The following is a 16666-nucleotide window of genomic DNA, read 5'->3' on the forward strand; positions in this document are numbered from 1 at the left end:
GGCGACGCTGAAGAGGTTGATGATGCAGCTGAAGGACAAGGTCGCGCTCATCACGGGCGCAGGCAGCGGGCTCGGCCTCGCGACGGCCTCGGCGTTCGCCCGGGAGGGCGCGCGGGTCGTGATCAACGATCTGCGCGAGGCCGCCGCGCAGGAGGCCGCCCGCGGCCTGGGAGACGGCCACGCCGCGGTGGGCGGCGACGTGTCGAAGGAGGACGACGTCGCCGCGATGGTGGAGGCGGCCGTCGCGCGATGCGGCCGGATCGACATCCTGGTGAACAATGCGGGCGTGGCCGACAGCTTCGTGCCCACGGTGGAGCAGCCGCTCAGCCACTGGCAGCGGCTCATCGACGTCCACCTCACCGGCACCTATCTCGTCTCCAAGACCGTCGCCCCGACCATGATGCGCCAGGGCGGCGGAGCGATCCTGAACCTGAACTCGATCGCGGGGGTGCTCGGCCTGCCCGTCCGCACCGCCTACAGCGCCGCCAAGGCGGGGATCGGCATGCTCACCCGCGTGCTCGGCTGCGAGTGGGGGCCGCACAACATCCGCGTCAACGCGGTCGCTCCGGGCTACATCCTGACCCCCCTCACCGAGGGGTTGATCGCCGCCGGGCGCATCGATCCGGCCCGCATCCGCCGCCGCACGCCGATGGGGCTGCTCGGGGCCCCCGAGGACATCGCCGAGGCGATGGTCTTTCTGGCCTCGGACCGGGCGCGCTTCATCACCGGCGTCACCCTGCCGGTGGATGGCGGCTACTGCGCCTTCGGGGCGCCGAGCGACGCCTTCGCGCTCGACGATCTCGATCCCCGCACGGCCGCCTGAGGAGAGCCGCATGAGCGTGAGGATCTTCGGGTCGCCCCCGCGCTATCACCAGGGGCCCGGCGCTGTGCTCGGCATCGGCGGGATCGCCCGGGCGCTCGCCGAGACCGCCTGCGTCATCGTCGACGAGGGAGTGCACGGGATCGTGGCCGGACCGATCGCCGAGAGTCTGCGGGAGGCCGGCGTGGCCGGGCGCGTCACGCCCTTCGCGGGCGAAATCACCTACGCGGCGATCGAGTCCCTCACGGCGGCTCTGCGCGCGGACGCGCCGGGCCTCGTCGTCGCGGCGGGCGGCGGCAAGGCGCTCGACGTGGGCAAGGGCGTGGCGGCGCGCCTCGGGGTGCCGATCATCACGGTGCCGACCATCGCCTCGAACGACGCCCCCACCAGCGCGAGCTACGCCGTCTACGACGAGCACCACGTCATGGTGGCGGTCGACCGGATGACCCGCAACCCGGACGCGGTCGTGGTCGACACCGCGCTCATCGCCCGGGCGCCGGCGCACTTCCTGCGTGCGGGCATCGGTGACGCCGTCACGAAGGCGTTCGAGGCCCGGGGCTGCCTCGCCGGCACCGGCCTCACCCCGTTCGGGACCCGGCCGCTCCTGACCGGCGGCGTCATCGCGGAGGCCGGCTACCGGACGCTGCGCGCCCATGCGGCCGCGGCCCTCGCCGCGGTGGAGCGCAACGCGGTCACGGAGGCGCTGGAGGCCACGGTCGAGGCCTGCATCCTCATGAGCGGGCTCGGGTTCGAGAATGGCGGCCTGTCGCTCGCGCACGCGATGACGCGGGGTCTCGTCAAGGCGCGCGGTGCGATGGGCGCGCCGCACGGCGAGCAGGTGGCCTACGCCGTGCTCGTGCAGCTCGCCGTCGAGGGCTGCGCCGACGACGAGATCCTCGACCTGATGGGGTTCCTGCGCGAGGTCGGCCTGCCGGTCCGGCTCGCGGATCTCGGCCTGACGGACGCGGCGCCCGAGGAGATCGATGCCGTCGCCCGCCTGACGATGACCGCGCCCCACATCCCCAACATGCCCTGTCCCGTCACGGCCGAAAACATCGCCGCCGGGATGCGACGGGTCGAGGATCTGGCGGCGTCGGGGCGATCCCGGCCGGACGAGGCTGCGGATGCCTCCGCGCGCAGCGCACCCGCGTTCGCCCCGGCGCCGGGAGGAACGGCATGACGCAGCAGACGGCCGCGGCCCCGGACAACGGCTTCGCCCCGTTCGACCTCGACGGATTGCGGGAGATGGCCCGCATCAACCGCCTCGACGTCGCCGCCATGTTCATGGCCGCGGGCAACGGTCATTTCGGCAGTTGCTATTCCTGCACCGAGATCGTGACCGCCCTGTACTTCGCGGTGATGCGCGTGGACGCGACCCGGCCCGACTGGCCCGATCGCGACCGGTTCGTCCTGGCCAAGGGGCACGCCGCCCCGACGCTCTACTCGGCGCTGATCCGACGCGGCTTCATCCCGGAGGACTGGATCCACGAGTTCGAAGCCAGGGTCGGTGCAAGGCTGATGACCCATCCCTCGCGCCGCTATCAGCCCGGCGTCGATTCCTCCCAAGGGGCGCTCGGGCACGGCTTGTCGAACGCCTGCGGCATGGCGCTCGCGGGCCGCCTCGACGGGCGCGACTACCGGGTGTTCGCGGTTCTCGGCGACGGCGAATTGCACGAGGGATCGGTCTGGGAGGCCGCCGCCTTCGCACCCAAGCATCGCCTCGACAACCTCGTGGCCATCGTGGACCGGAACGGCTTGTGCGTCGACGGGCGCGCGGACGAGGTTCTGCCGCTCGAACCGCTGGCCGACCGCTGGACGAGCTTCGGCTGGGACGTGGTCGAGGCCGATGGGCACGACCTCGCCGCGCTCGTCCCCGTCCTCGACGTGCCGCGCTTCGGCGGCAGCGGCCGGCCGCGCGTGGTGATCGCCCGCACGGTCAAGGGCCGCGGCGTCTCCTTCATGGAGGACGTCCGCAGCTGGCATGCCGACGTGATCTCACCGGGTCAGTACGCGGCGCTTCAGAACGAGCTGCGAGAGGTGCTGCGGTGAGCCTGCTCGATCATCCGGCCCGGCTCCGCGAGCACGTCGCGGCTTTTCGGGCCGCCCGTCCCCGCAAGGATGTGCGCGCCCAGTTCGGCGAGAGCATGCTCGCGCTGCTGGAGCGGCGGCCCGAGGTGGTGGCCGTGACGGCCGACCTCATGCATGCGACCGGTCTTGCCGGGCTGCAGCGCACCCACGCCGACCGTCTCGTCAATGTCGGTATCGCCGAGCAGAACATGACCGGCGTCGCGGCCGGACTGGCCGCATGCGGCAAGCTGCCGGTCGTCTGCGGCTACGCCGCCTTCACCACGCTCAGGGCGGTCGAGCAGGCCAAGGTCGACTGCGCCTACAACGAGCTCAAGGTCATTCTCGCCGGCCTCGCCTGCGGCCTGAGCTATGGCGTGGGCGGCCCGACCCATCAGACCTTCGAGGACGTCGCGATCATGCGGGCGATCCCGAACATGATCGTCGTGGCGCCCTCGGACCCGGTGGAGCTTGGCCGCGCCCTCGATGCGGCCGCCGACCTGTCCGACGCGGCACCGGTCTATCTGCGGCTCGGCCGCGGACCGGAACACGTCATCTCGGCGCCCGGGGCGCCGTTCGAGATCGGCCGTGCGGTACGGCTCGCGGAAGGACGCGACGTCTGCATCGTCGCGCACGGCGCCATGGTGATGGAAGCGCTGCTCGCCTCCGACCTGCTTCGCGCGGAGGGTATCGCCGCAGAGGTCCTGAACATGCACACGGTGAAGCCGATCGACCGCGAGGCGATCCTGGCGGCGGCCGAGCACGTGCGGGCGATGGTCGTGGTGGAAGAGCACAGCGTCATCGGGGGCCTGGGATCGGCCGTGCTCGAGGTGCTGGAGCGTGGCCACGCTTTCCCCGTGACCCGCATCGGCATCGAGGACACCTACCCGCCGATCGGCCCGACGGTCGAACTGCGCGAAGCGTTGGGCCTCTGCGGCCGAAACATCGCCAGAACCGCCCGTGATCTCTTGAACTGACATGCGTTTGCAGACGTCTGGCTCTCGCAAAGTCCACTCGTGCGTACCCGGCCTTGTCCTTCGCCGCGGGGCACGCCTCAAGGAGTAGCGCGCCGGCGCCACCCGCGACGAGACGCCCGCCATCGGCCTCACCGGAATTCTCTGCCTCGCTTGGCTCCAGCGACGACCGGGCCTGGTCCGCATGAACCTCTGGCACGGGCCGGTGCATGAGGATCAGCCCTGGCGGTCCTCGACGGGGCGCCGCCGATCAGCGGTAGACCAACACGGGCAGTTTCGAATGGGTGAGGACCTTCATGGTCTCGCTGCCGATGACGAGGGCGGAGATGCCACGACGGCCGTGCGAGGCCATGACGATGAGATCACAGCCGCGGGCCTCGGCGGTTTCGATGATCGCTTCGTACGGTTGCCGGTCCTCGACCTTCGCGACCTCGCAGGACACGCCGTCGCGCTTGGCCTCCTCCTCGGCCTCACCGAGCCGGCGCTCGGCTTCGGCTTGGGCATGGCGCCAGAACTCATCCATGTACGTGTACGAGCCGCCCAGGGCCATGGCCGGGAGCCGGTGGACGACCGTGAGTACCGTCACCTTCGCCCCGACACTCCTGGCGAGCGACACGGCCTTCTTGACGGCCAAGGTAGACAGTGGCGTTCCGTCGGTCGGGACAAGAATGTGCTGATACATCCGGATCTCTCCCAATAGGCCACGGGTTGCGCTTGCCCGGTCGTTCGGGGCCGATTCCGAAGGACCATTGCGGTTTTATAGCACTCTTGCCGCTGCGCTGATGAATTGATCTGTCCCAGGTGGAAATCGGGGCGGAGGGGCTCGATGCGGCCGGTCCGTGCCGCGAGAGCGTTCCAGGCGGGGGCGCACGCCTCCGCTGGCCGGCCTCCATCGGAGTCGTCCGCGCTCCAGCGCGAGTTTACGCAGAACTTGCACCTTGGCAGATCACATTTTCCAATCTGACGGCAGACCGTCTGCTTCACCCTTCGGCCCGGCGGCCTGCGCCGTAAGCTTGACAATAATGCTCGCTCGGCTTAGGCCATCATTTTTATATTGAGTTCCGTCGGCCGCCATTCTATCCATGGTTTTCATTGGCGCTTGGAGATACTTGGATGCATTCCTGTCTTCTAGCAACCGCCACAGCAGCCCTCCTTCTGATGGCACCCGTCTCAGCGTCGGCGCAGTACGGTCGAGGCGGAGGCTATTGTCGGGAGCTTCGGCTTGCCTGCGAGAACAAGGATGCCCTGGGTGAGCGCGGGCAGGGCAACTGCCGGCGCTACCGCGACGAGTGTGGAGGGCCTTCGCGTCGGGACGTCTGCGCGGAACTCCGACGGGCCTGCCTCTACAAGGATGAACTGGGCGAGCGTGGCCGCGGCAATTGCCGTCAGTACCGCGAAACCTGCCGCTGATGCGCCGAGTTGCCCAGACTGAACGTGTGGAGAGCGCAGATGCGTCAGGTCCTTGTCGCTGCAGCTTGCCTTCTTGGGCTGTCCCTCCCGGTGCTCGCTCAAGGCTCTTCGCGGGACGATGACAGAGACAGGTCATACGATCGTGGCGACGGCCGACGCGATGATACGCGATACCGCCCGAACGAGGATTGGGAGCGGTCCTATCGGCGCCGCTATAGAGACGATCTTCCGCGGGAAGGCTCTTCATTTCACATGAAGGTGGGTGATGCGCAGATCCATGTCAGATGCGGTCCGCGCGAAACACTGAAGGACTGCGTGGACGCCGCCACGACTCTGCTCGACAAAGCGCGGTCGCTGCCGACGACGGGGAGTGCGAACCCGGGATCGGGGACCGCGCCATCGAGGCCTTAGAGCATCCAAGAGCTTATTCGCGTGGTCCCCGCTCGGTTCATGAGCGGCCATTCCGGCAGCGTCGCATAGGCGAGAAGGGACGAGCGCGAACGCCTGACCCCAGCCGGACATTCGTGGTGCGTGCCCGGAACGTCCGGTCACGATCGTAGTCCGGGCAGCTCAAGGCTGGGCTTCGTCGAACGCCGACCTTCGAGGAATCGCCGGATCATTCGCGTGCGCAGTGGACCCGCTCGATCGTTTGGCGGGCAGACCCCATATGGGTGTCTTGAACGAAAAGCGCGCAGGGCCAGACATGCCGACCTACGAGAAGAATGCTGCCGCCATCGCCAAGCTCTCCGCGGAGCAGTTCCGCGTCACGCAGCAGAACGGCACGGAGCGACCCGGAACCGGGGAGTACTTGGAAAACAAGGATCCGGGCATCTACGTCGACGTGGTATCGGGTGAGCCCCTGTTCGCCTCGTCCGACAAGTTCGAGTCGGGGTGCGGGTGGCCGAGCTTCACCAAACCCATCGAGGCCGCGAACGTCGCCGAACTGAGCGACACGACCCATGGGATGATCCGCACCGAAGTCCGTTCGAAGCACGGGGACAGCCACCTCGGCCACGTCTTCCCTGACGGCCCTCAAGACCGAGGCGGCCTGCGATACTGCATCAACTCGGCCGCACTCCGGTTCATCCACCGAGACGACATGGAGGCTGAAGGGTATGGAGCTTATCTCGATCAGGTGAAGGAGCGGCGTTGAGCGAGGGGCGCGCCCTCCCGCACCCGCCGCGACAGGGCGAGCCGGCTTCATGATGGGTCAACCGCAGTCAACTGCAACTCCGCCAACCCTTCGTCACGGTGATCAGTCGCATATTGCGCTGCTTTCTGAAGTGTTAGCTGACGCGCTCGTCTCGGCGGGGTCCTGGCTCCCGTCGGGCCACAGTCACAGGCGTTCGACGACAGCATCGACACCCGATTGACCCGACTTCGGCCAAGGCTCACGGTGGCGAACAGCCTTCGCCTGAGGTGGGCCTCATCATGCACGACGCTTGGCAATATCAGCTGCGGATCTACCTGCCCGACGAACTCGTCGATGCCGCCCGGAATGATCCGGACGGGTCAGCGCTCGCGCCGCTCAGCCACGTCCTGAGCAAGCACGCTGCATCACTGAAGAGCCAGTTCGATGCGTTCTCAGACTATGTCGCTGAAGCCGAGCGGCAGGGTGTCGACGGCTTCCCGCTCTACGCCTGGACCAAGGCGACGATCGAGGATCCGGTGAAGCGGGCGAAGCACCTCAGGGCCTTTGCGCTCCACATCAACGGCAGAGCGATCTACAGCAAAGAGGAAGCGGATGCCCTCGAGGCGGATCTGCAGCCGCTCATCGGCGGCGGTGTGGTCGACCGCGTCTCGAAGCACGACACGAACCCAGCCCACAACCCGCAGCCGCCGGAACAGTATCGTCCGCATAGGACAACGTAGGCGGCTTGTCTGGCGAAAGCATTTGATACTCTCGGGTGGATTACTGCTCTAGTCTCTGATTTTGCTGCGTTGTTGCGACGAACTGGCATCAATCTCGTCGGAAAATTCTTCATTTCGCAGAGCCAACAAGCCTTTCCCGGACCTTTCGACATCTGGCATGTGGCAGAACGGCCGCGGATCGGAGCCACGCGCCGGATGGATGAGAATTGACCCGAGCGCACAACGAGAGTGGATTCCGTTTGAACGTCGGTATTCGCTGAGGTCTGAAGCCGAGCGGCATCAAGATCCCACGGCAATAAAAATCTCCGTCGTTCGGTGGAGGACAAACGTCGGCACTCAAGGTATTCTCAGCAAGGTTCCGTCTCGACGGAACCTTGGCCGGAAGGAAAATGTCCGGTCATCCGGTGTGCCCTGAGCAACCCGGGATGGCTGCGTGCGACTGCGGCGCGGCGCGTCCTGCGGAAAGACTTGGACGAGCGAAGGCCCCTTTTCGACGTCGGAGCACCGATCACGTCGCGCCATTACCTGTGGGGGGCACATCATGGCATGCTGTCCTTCGGTCACGTTCATCGGCCCCGTCCGAGGATCGGAGCAGGTCGCGCTGCGCGATGCGCTCGTGGCGCAAGGCGTGGGGGCCGCCCTCGGTACCGGCGAGCGCGATGCGGACGCCCTCGTGGGCTTCGCAGCGATCGACGATGCCCTCCTCGACGCCGTGCGTCGCATGACCGAGGCCAGCGAGCGGCGGGTCATCGCCCTGTCCTGCGGCGGCTTCCCGCTCGACAGCGATGCCCAGTGGCGCCTTCTGGCGGCCGGCGCCGCGGACGTGCTCGCAGGGCCTCCGGCGGAGCTCGCGGTCCGCGTGCGGGCGCGGCTGGAGCGCTGGGCCAGCGTCGACGCCCTGATGGTCTCCCCCGCCGTGCGCCGGGCCGCGATCGGCGCGAGCCCCGCCTGGCGCACGGTGCTGCGCGGCGTGGTCGAGGTGGCGCATTTCACCCAGGCACCCGTGCTGCTCATCGGCGAGAGTGGAACCGGCAAGGAGCTGGTGGGGCGCCTCGTGCACGACCTCAACGAGAGCGCCGAGCGCGGCGCCCTGGCCGTCGTCGACTGCACCACCATCGTGCCGGAGCTCGCCGGCAGCGAGCTTTTCGGCCACGAGCGCGGCGCCTTCACGGGCGCGCATGCGGGCCGGGACGGTGCCTTCGCGACCGCGCACGAGGGCACGCTCTTCCTCGACGAGGTGGGCGACCTGCCCTCCGCCCTCCAGGCACAGCTCCTGCGGGTCGTGCAGGAGGGCACCTACAAGCGCGTCGGCAGCGACACCTGGCGACACAGCCGCTTCCGCTTGGTCTCGGCGACCCACCGCGACCTGCCGGCGCGCATCGAGGCGGGCCAGTTCCGCCAGGACCTCTACTTCCGCATCGCCGGTTGGGTTTTTCGGGTGCCGCCCCTGCGCGAGCGCCGGGACGACATCCTGCCGCTCGCCCGGCATTTCGTGGCCCAGTTCCAGCCCGCGCTCGCCGGGATCGGCTTTGATCCGGCCGTCACCGAGCACCTCCTCACCCGCGCCTATCCCGGCAACGTGCGCGACTTGCGCCAGCTCATGGCGCGCATCAGCAGCCGCCATGTCGGGCCGGGACCGATCACGGTGGGCTCGCTGCCGCAGGACGAGCGCGCGAGCGAGGCGGGGCTCGCCGCCGTCTGGCGCGAGGCGGGGTTCGAGGGCGCGATCGGGCAGGCCGTGTCGCTCGGGATCGGGCTCAAGGAGATCAGCCAGGGCGCGGCTGACACCGCCATGCGCATCGCCATGCGACGGGAGAACGGAAACCTGCAGGCCGCGGCGCGCATGCTGCGCGTCACCGACCGCGCCCTGCAGATGCGCCGGGCGGCTTGGCGCGCCGGGGCGCAGGGCCGCGGCTCAGCCTTCGGCGCCGGCGATGAGCCAGGGATCGCGCCGGACGGGGGGCGGGGGTGAGACGTGGCGCACCGGCGGCACGGCGCCGCGGCGCGTCCGCTTGGCGAGGAGCCGCATCAGGTTGCCGCCGAGCACGGCGGCCTCGTCGGCGGGGGTGAGCTTGAGCGCCTGCACCTTCGCGAGTTCGAGGCCCGGATGCAGCCAGGGTCCGTCCGACCCGAACAGGATCTTGCGCGCGCCTGCCCGCGTCACCGCCTCTTCCAGGATGTCGAATCGGCGCACGCCCGAGGTGTCGGCATAAATGTTGGGATGGCGCACCAAGTGGTCGATGAGCCCGTGCTGGGCGCGCCAATCGTCCGAGAAGCTGCCGAGGTGGGGCAGGATGAAGTCGACGTCCGGATAGGCGTGCGCCACGAGTTCGGCCACGGCGATCTCGCCGATGGGGTCGTACAGGACCGGGATGCGGAAGCGGCGGGCCACCTCGCAGATCTCTCGCGACAGGCGCGCGTCGTAGCGGTGGGCCTTGATGCCCACGAAGCCGTAGCGCTCCACGGCGACGCGCACGAGGTCGAGGATGCGACCGCTGTCGCGCGCCGCATGCACGAAGGCGAAGCCGAGGAGCCGGTCGGGCCGGCTCGCGACGATGCGCGCCACCTCGGCGTTGGCGCGGCCGTAATCGGAATGGAAGGCGGCGAAGATGACGGTGCGGTCGATGCCGGCCTCCGCCGCGCGCTGCAGATGGCGGGTAATCGGGGCCGCGGTGTCCCAGGGCCCGGTCAGGCCGTCCCCCGTGCCCGCGTGGCAATGGCAATCGATGATCATGCGCCCACTCCCGGGGACGGGCGGGCGGCGCGAACGCCGCCCACGGGGTTCCCTCAGCTGCAGCCGCCCTTGCCTTCGTAGACGGGGGCGATGGAGCGCACGGCCCGCCCGCCGGGGGCGGCACGCGAGAACTCGCGCCAGCTGTTGTCCCGCCCGGCGCAACCGCTGTTGGGATGGCCGAAGACCCGGGGGCTGCGCAGACGCGCCGCCAGATGCCGGAAGAGCGCTGCCGCGACGCTGTCTGAGCCCGCCGCGGCGTTGCAGCCATGCAGGACCACGACGACGTTCTCGGCGAGCGCGTCCGTCGGGACGTCGGTCACGACCCGGGCGCCCTGCGCCCGCGCGGCGGCGTCGACGCCGTCGCGGTAGAGGCCCACGGCCGCGCCCGAGCGGGAGCCGAACACGCCGTGCGACCCGCTATGGCTGAAGATGTGGATCGCCGCGACGCGCTTGCGCTGGCAGGCCCGTGCCGCCTGAATCGTGGCGATGATGTCGGCGCCGGTGTCATAGGCCGTGCCGCCGACCCGCCTGACGCAGCTCGGCGCCGTGGGCGCGGCCTGCGCCCTGATGCGGCCGGCCCAGCGCGCGGCCTGATGGTGGAAATGGTTGCGGTGCGAGGTCAGGTCCGTGTTCTGGAAGAAGCAGAGGGCCGGCGCGACGGCCTGGGCGGCGCCCGGCCGGCGCGGCGGGACACGCACCTCGCCGGACCACTCGTCCTCCGCCGCCAGCTCACTCCGGACGCCGCCGCGGGGCACGCCGCAGATCGTCGTGTCGGGCGGGTTGCGCCGACCCGGGACCGCGCCGGGTGCCGGCAGGAAGATCTCGACGCGCCGGCTCTGGTCGGGGGTCGACTTGGTCTGGCGCTCGCCGCAGGAGGTCAGGCGCACGGTGAAGCCGCGCGCCGCGCCGCGCCGCCCCGCTTCGAGCGCGGCGCACAGGGCTTGGGCGACCGCCTGCGCGCGGCGGCGCGCCAGGGCGAAATTGTAGTCGTCGTCCCCGGCCGCATCCGTATGGCCGGCGATGGTCACCGACCGGATCGGCCGCCCCGCGCGCTGCGAGGCGAGGATGCGCGCGGCGAGCCCCTTGATCGGCGGCCCGTGCCGGGCGGGGTCCAGCGCGCTGGCGTCGAAGCGGAAGCCGTCGAGCACCAGGGTGGGCCGCCCGGGCGGCGGACAGTCGACGGGGATCATGGCGCAGGGCTTCGACGCGCCGGAGGGAGACGGGGCGGTGCGGGACGCCTCGCCCTGCCAAGCCTCGCCCTGCCAAGCTTCGCCTTCGAAGAGTTCGCCCTCGAACGCCTCGCCCTCGAACAGCTCGCTCTCGAAGGCCGCGCCGAGGGGCATCGCCTCGAAGGTCTCACCCTCGCCGACGAAGGCGAACTCGCCCGCCTCCGCCCGCTCGCGGCATGCGGCGCAGCCGCAGCCGCGGCCGCGGGTCAGCTCGCCCTGCTCCGGCGGGGCGTCGCCGGGGGGCTCGTCAACTCCGCTCTGTGCCGGTGGCTCGGCCCCGCCGCCCCCGCCCTCGGGCGGCTCGCCCCCGGGTCCGCGGGCGCAGGCGGTCCCGAGCGCCGCCTGGGTCGGCGGCCCCACGATGCCGTCGACCGGCAGCTTCTCCCGCGCCTGGAATCGGCGCACCGCCTCGCGGGTCGCCGGGTCCAACAGGCCGGTGATCGGCAGGGACAGGCCGAGCGCGCGGTTGAGGCAGCTCTGCGTCCAGCGCGCCAGTTCGCTCGGACCCTCGCCGCCGCTGGGCGCGACGCGTTCGATCCAGGTCGATATCGGCCCCGGATAGGGCCGCCAGGGAGGCCGGACGTGAGGCGGCCGGAACGCGGGCGGCTTGAACCGCGGCGGGCCGCCCGGCGGACGCGGGACCCGCATCCGGGGGGAGGGCGCCCTCGGTGCCAGGCGCGGCTTGGGCACGGCGCCCGGGCGGCGGGTCTGGCGTGGGCCTGCCCCCATCCGGGCCGGCGACCGGCGCGGGCCGCGGCGGATTTCGCTCTCCTCGGAGAGTTCGGGGGTCCATTCGCCCTCGGTCTCGCCGGGGAAGGGGATCGTCTCGAATTGATCGATGCTGGCCATGGCGCAACCTCGTCCGGTGCGGCTGCGAGCCCCTGCGGGCGAGCCGGGTCAGGAGGGAATGGGCGGCGGGCAGGACCCGCCGCGAAACCCGGAGCCGCTCGGTCGCGCGGGCGGCCCGCGGGGGCACGTCAGCGGGCGCGCTGGAGCGCGAGGCGCTTGCGCAGGTGTACGGAGGGCGGCGTGAAGTCGACGCCCTCGGGGTTGCTGAGATCCGCACCCGTCACGGCGCGGTAGGCATGGATGTAGCTCTGGATCTCCGGCCGCCAGTAACGAGCCCAGTTCTTGGCCGCGTTCTCGTCGTTGATGCCGATCCAGTCGCCCCAGCGCACCGAGAGCAGGATCTGCTCGCCGTAGACGCCGAGGTCGCGGAAATGCGTGACCGTGACGTCGGACCAGCCCTGGAGAGACTTCATCGTGTCGACAGCGGGCATCCAGCGCTCGGTATAGGGCACCATCGGCCGGCTCTGGAGGAAGTCGCGCATCTCCGGACGCGCCAGGATCCATTGCTGCATCAGCATCTCGACCCGGGCCGTCCAGGGCAGGTCGCCGAACTGATTGTGGGCGCCCTGAGCCAGGAGGAGGTGCACCTCCCTGAGCGAGTTGAGCAGGGGATAGCCGTCGGCGATCACCGTCGTGTCGCTGTCCTCCTTGTAGAAGACGTAGGTGCGATGCAGGAGGTTGTGGAACGCCTCCAGGAACTTGGAGCGGCTGTCGGCGGGGCGCAGGCCCGGCACGGCGCGGCCGTAGATCGGCAGCCCGTACTGGTGATCGTACTCGTAGGCCCGGCGCTGGACCGAGAGGCGGTTCCACTCGTCCTGGATGTAGCCCCACAGCACGCCGTTGAGGGGCCGCAGCGGATCGATCTCGAGATGCGCGAGCGGGTCGCGCCCGCCCGGCGCCCGCACGTTCTGGAAGCGTCGGCTGATCGCGTTGAGGGTCTGCACGAGCATGCCCTCCTCGTGCCAGTACGACCAGAACAGCTCGACGAGGCAGGGCGCGTCGATGCGCGAGGCGATGAGGCCGTGGCACAGGAGGCCGCGGCTGGCTCCGTCGCGATCCGAGAAGGCCGTGTCGACGATCCGCTGGATGTAGGGCAGGCGGCCGCTCGACAGGTCGAGGTAGCCCCTGATCCGTGACGAGAGTTCCTCGGGGCTGACATATTCGCCGAGCCGGGCGCCGTCCTCATCCGCGGTGCCGCGGAACGCGTCGGCATCGAGGGCGACGCCGCAATTCATCAGCAGGAACACCTGCGTGGCCGTCCTCAGCATCTCGTAGGCGTTGACCCCGCCGACGTAGGCATCGGTCTGACGGGACCATTGGCGCAGCTCCGTGAGACGCGCCTGCTGCGGGCCGACGAGAGGGCCGTCGCCGCAGAACACGCGGTCGATGAACTGGAAGTACCGGCTGCTCGACATCGCCTGGGCGGAGGCCCGGATCGCGTTGTTGACCACCGCATCGCGGGTCATCACGGTGCCGGTCCGCTGAAGCGCCACCCGCACGACCTCGCCGGGCGGTCGCGGCGTGGCCGGGGGTTCGATCAGCGCCTTGGCGGCGAACTCGCTGTCGCCCCGGAAGTAGAGCGGTTCGCCCCGTGGTGTGTCGAGGGAGAGCCCGATCGGCACGGGCTGCGCGGGCATCGGGAGGAAGAAGGCTTCCGTCTCCACCGGCGAGTTCACGAGGTTCGCAGGGTCGAGACCGTCCCAGACGGGCGTGAAGTTGAAGGCGTCGAATCCGCCGGCGAACCCCGCATGGCGGATCCGGACATAGGAGCCGCGCGGGAGTTGAAGACGCTCGCTCGCCCTCTCGTCCACCTGCGTCACTTGGAGCGCCTCATCGAGGTTCTGCACCAGGAAGACCGGAACCGCGGCGGTGAGCTCGCCGATCCGACCGGTTCCGCGGTTCTCCGCCCGGGCTTTCACCTCGAGCGCGACGGGGTTGCTGTCCCGGGGAAACGTCCAGGACACGGTACTCCGGATCACGCCGGCCGCCGCGTCGATCTCGGTCGACTGCGAGACAACGGAGATATTCCTGGGAATCGTCGGCGTGTCGAGCGTCAGAACCCAGTCGTCGAGCTTGCTGGCGGGCGGCGGGGTGAACTCCACGGTGATCGGCAGCGTGTCTCCCGGCGCGACGAGCTGGTTCGGCGCCTCCTCGTTGCGGAAGAGGAAGCGGAAGTTCGGTTTGGGAGGTAGTTTGGCCATCGTCGTCTCCTCTCGCAGGGTCTCGGGATCAGGCGGCCAGGGCGGGCGGCACGGCGGCCTCGGCGCAGAGGGCCGCGGTGTTCACGGTCGCCCGCAGCGTCCAGAAGGTGAGCAGCTTGGCGATGAGCGCCGCCTCGTCCCCGGGGTCGAGCCGGCCGTCGGCGCGCGCTTGGCCGAGCACGGCGAGGACGAGGGCCGGGCGGGCGCGATAGAGGCCCGCCGGCTCGGCGTTCCAGGCCTGCCAGAGCCCGGCAAGCCGTGCGGGCTGGCGCGGCCCGAGCTCCAGCGCCTCGCGCAGCGAGGCGCCGCGCAGGCGCGGCGGGCGGTGGTCGGCGAGCAACGCGACGAAGGCGGGCATGGCGCCCTCGACAGCGTCGATCACGGCGGCGACCTGGGGCGGCAGGCCCGCCCGCGGGTAGTAGCTCTCCCACAGGGCGGCGAGGCGCCGCCATTGCGGGTGGGGGTAGAGCGCCTCGCCCATCGCCGCGCTGAGCTTGACGCGCAGCCACGGCATGGGATGCGGGTCGTCGAGGTTGAGCCGGAAGACGAAGGGGCGCGGCAGAGCCACCACCGCCATCAGGCCCATGGTGGAGACGACCCCCACCCGCGCCACCGACCAGAGGTCGGCGACGATCTCGGAGATCCAGCGATCCCACAGGCCCCAGGCGAGGCGCTCCGCCTGACCGCCCCGCTGCCGTTGCTGCAGCGCGGCCCGCAGCGAGGGCACAAGGTCGAGGAGCGAGGCCGCCTGATGCCCGACCTCGTGGACCAGCGACGAGGCGATGCCGCTGCCCACCATGCGCTCGCGCGGCATGCGCACGATCGCCACCGGGTTGTCGCCCCCGCCGGGCAGGCGGGTGCGAGCGCGCCGGATGGCCGCCCCGAAGTCGCGGTCGAGGTAGCAGATGATCGGCGGTGGCTCGTAGACGCCCGGCAGGGCGAGGGCGTCGCCCGCCAGCACGTCGAGGCCGCCGAGCCACACGCCCGTTTCCGCCTCGCTGCGCTGGGTGATGACGTCCGCGAACAGGTCGAACTGGGTCAGCACGACGTTGAAGCGCAGCCGCAGCAGCACGAAGCGGCGATGCGCCTCCTCCGGCGTGGCCGTACGCCCCGCCGGCCCGTCGATCCAGGCGAGATAGCCCTCGATGAGCGTGCGCAGCTCGCGCCGCCCCAAGACGAGGAACCGCTCGACGGCGCTCTGCGCGCGCGGCAGCAGCGCCGCCGCCGGCAGCATCGTCTCCTGTAGCGCGAAGGGCTTGATCCGCGCCAGGCGCCCGAGCAGTGCTCGGGCCTCCTGCCGCAGCATCGAGCGGGCGAGGGGCGGAAGGGCCATGGCGGCGCCCGTCTACACGCCGAGCAGGACGATGCGGCTGCCGCGCCGGACCCAGCGGCCGGACTGGCCGCCGCCCGCGCTCGCGCCGCTGCGGCGCGCCGCGAGAAGGCCCGGAGCGTGCCGGCGCGCCGCCTCGACCGCCGCGGCCTGCGCAGCTTGGCGCGGATCGCCGCCGCCGTTCACGGCCTGCTGCACGGTCTGGCCGGCGAGCTTGACGAATTGCGACGCGCCGGCGAATTCCCGGTCCTCCTGCGCCATCATCTCCTGCTCAAGGCCGAGCGCCGAGCCGGCAGCGGTGGCCAGCCCGCGCCCGATCATGCCGCCAAGCGGGCCGCCGACCGCCGTGCCGAGGGCGGTGCCGGCGAGCGGCAGGGCCTTCTTCGCCACGCCCTTGAGCACGCCGCCGAGGGCGCGGCCGATGGGGGAACGGATGGCGCTGCCGACCGCCTGGCCGGCCTTGCGGATGAGCTTGCCGAGGAACTGGTCGAGCTCTTCCTCGCTCTGGATTTCGAGCAGCTCGCCGGCGAGCTCCATCATCTCCTGTTCGGAGAAGACCTCGAAGCCCCACTCGCCTTCGCCCTCGCTCTCGCCCTGGTACTCGCCGAACCAGCCCTCGTCCTGGCCGAAGGCGGCTTCGCCCTGAGGCCACTCGAACTGCTCGGATTCGAAGGCCTCGCCCTCTTGGCTGTACTCCAGCATGTTGCGGTCGATGTTGTGCATGTCAGCCTCCTGCGATGATCGCCTCACCGGCGGCGGGCGGGGGGAAACGGGGGGTGCCCGGGCGATGCGGGCGGGACGCCTGCGGGTCGCGGGGGCGTCGGGGCGAGGCTCGGAAGCCGCGGCGGGGGATGGGCAAGCCCCGGGGCGAGGCGCGCCGCCGCGGCGGCGAGCGCCCGGCGCGCGGCCGCCTCCGGATCGCGCTCGGCGGCGCGCGCCGCGCCGCGCAGGGCCGCCTCGACGAAGCGCACGAGGCGCCGGGCGATCTGGAACTCCTGGTCCTCGCGGCTCAGGCCCTCCAGCTCCAGGCCGAGGCGGGAGCCCGCGATGGCGACGAGGTGGCTGCCGAGCGTGGCGCCGAACGGCCCAGGGCGCCGGCGCGGCGGCGTCACTTGCAACGCTGCGACGATCGCGGCTTCCAGCCGCTGGACCGCGGCGGCGAGCGCCGCGGGGGGAACCCCCC

13 protein-coding genes and 1 pseudogene are annotated in these 16666 nt (G+C 70.8%); 7 read left to right on the forward strand and 7 right to left on the reverse strand.

From position 1 onward, the window contains the following. Positions 1 to 19 precede the first annotated feature (19 nt). Genes ACKUB9_RS06400 through ACKUB9_RS06415 form a run of 4 tightly spaced genes read left to right on the forward strand, consistent with a single transcriptional unit; the run spans position 20 to position 3861 of the window. The gene (locus ACKUB9_RS06400) at positions 20 to 823 is read left to right on the forward strand and encodes an SDR family NAD(P)-dependent oxidoreductase (RefSeq protein ID WP_407520342.1); all 804 of its coding nucleotides are present in this window, start codon (positions 20 to 22) and stop codon (positions 821 to 823) included. Positions 824 to 833: 10 nt separating this feature from the next. Further along, positions 834 to 2000, forward strand: a complete 1167-nt coding sequence (locus ACKUB9_RS06405; RefSeq protein WP_407520344.1) for a glycerol dehydrogenase — start codon at positions 834 to 836, stop codon at positions 1998 to 2000. Continuing rightward, positions 1997 to 2869 (forward strand): transketolase, encoded by an 873-nt coding sequence (locus ACKUB9_RS06410; protein WP_407520346.1) that lies wholly within the window; start codon positions 1997 to 1999, stop codon positions 2867 to 2869. The genes ACKUB9_RS06405 and ACKUB9_RS06410 overlap by 4 nt, the downstream gene beginning before the upstream one ends. After that, positions 2866 to 3861: a transketolase family protein gene (locus ACKUB9_RS06415; protein ID WP_407520348.1), complete on the forward strand. Its 996-nt coding sequence runs from the start codon at positions 2866 to 2868 to the stop codon at positions 3859 to 3861. The genes ACKUB9_RS06410 and ACKUB9_RS06415 overlap by 4 nt, the downstream gene beginning before the upstream one ends. A 247-nt stretch (positions 3862 to 4108) precedes the next feature. Here the strand turns inward: ACKUB9_RS06415 and ACKUB9_RS06420 are convergent, their stop codons facing one another. Then, complete coding sequence (locus ACKUB9_RS06420; protein WP_407520350.1) at positions 4109 to 4540, reverse strand: universal stress protein; 432 nt, start codon at positions 4538 to 4540, stop codon at positions 4109 to 4111. Positions 4541 to 5971: 1431 nt separating this feature from the next. Here ACKUB9_RS06420 and msrB point away from each other — a divergent pair. The 3 genes from msrB to ACKUB9_RS06435 all read left to right on the forward strand — a co-directional run bounded on the left by msrB (position 5972) and on the right by ACKUB9_RS06435 (position 9112). Next, on the forward strand, positions 5972 to 6421 hold the full coding sequence (gene msrB, locus ACKUB9_RS06425) for a peptide-methionine (R)-S-oxide reductase MsrB (RefSeq protein ID WP_407520353.1): 450 nt from the start codon (positions 5972 to 5974) through the stop codon (positions 6419 to 6421). A 278-nt stretch (positions 6422 to 6699) separates the two neighbouring features. Next, complete coding sequence (locus ACKUB9_RS06430) at positions 6700 to 7140, forward strand: hypothetical protein (RefSeq protein ID WP_407520355.1); 441 nt, start codon at positions 6700 to 6702, stop codon at positions 7138 to 7140. Positions 7141 to 7681: 541 nt separating this feature from the next. Next, positions 7682 to 9112 carry a sigma 54-interacting transcriptional regulator gene (locus tag ACKUB9_RS06435; RefSeq protein ID WP_407520357.1) on the forward strand — a complete coding sequence of 477 codons (1431 nt, stop codon included), beginning with the start codon at positions 7682 to 7684 and terminating at the stop codon, positions 9110 to 9112. Here the strand turns inward: ACKUB9_RS06435 and ACKUB9_RS06440 are convergent. From ACKUB9_RS06440 to ACKUB9_RS06465, 6 genes and pseudogenes are all read right to left on the reverse strand, one after another. Beyond that, positions 9056 to 9874, reverse strand: a complete 819-nt coding sequence (locus tag ACKUB9_RS06440; RefSeq protein ID WP_407520359.1) for an amidohydrolase family protein — start codon at positions 9872 to 9874, stop codon at positions 9056 to 9058. The genes ACKUB9_RS06435 and ACKUB9_RS06440 overlap by 57 nt on opposite strands. Before the next feature lie 53 nt (positions 9875 to 9927). Continuing rightward, a complete protein-coding gene (locus ACKUB9_RS06445) occupies positions 9928 to 11952 on the reverse strand; it encodes a peptidoglycan-binding protein (RefSeq protein ID WP_407520361.1) in 2025 nt (674 codons plus the stop codon). A 128-nt stretch (positions 11953 to 12080) separates the two neighbouring features. Then, on the reverse strand, positions 12081 to 14153 hold the full coding sequence (locus ACKUB9_RS06450) for a hypothetical protein (protein WP_407520363.1): 2073 nt from the start codon (positions 14151 to 14153) through the stop codon (positions 12081 to 12083). Between the two features lie 28 nt (positions 14154 to 14181). Then, a complete protein-coding gene (locus ACKUB9_RS06455; RefSeq protein ID WP_407520365.1) occupies positions 14182 to 15486 on the reverse strand; it encodes a hypothetical protein in 1305 nt (434 codons plus the stop codon). A 12-nt stretch (positions 15487 to 15498) separates the two neighbouring features. Beyond that, positions 15499 to 16206, reverse strand: a complete 708-nt coding sequence (locus ACKUB9_RS06460; RefSeq protein WP_407520367.1) for a hypothetical protein — start codon at positions 16204 to 16206, stop codon at positions 15499 to 15501. 23 nt (positions 16207 to 16229) lie between these two features. Then, positions 16230 to 16666, reverse strand: a pseudogene (locus ACKUB9_RS06465) (hypothetical protein); the annotation flags it as partial.

Origin of the sequence: Methylobacterium oryzisoli, from assembly GCF_046557895.1 — a bacterium.
Lineage (GTDB): Bacteria > Pseudomonadota > Alphaproteobacteria > Rhizobiales > Beijerinckiaceae > Methylobacterium > Methylobacterium oryzisoli.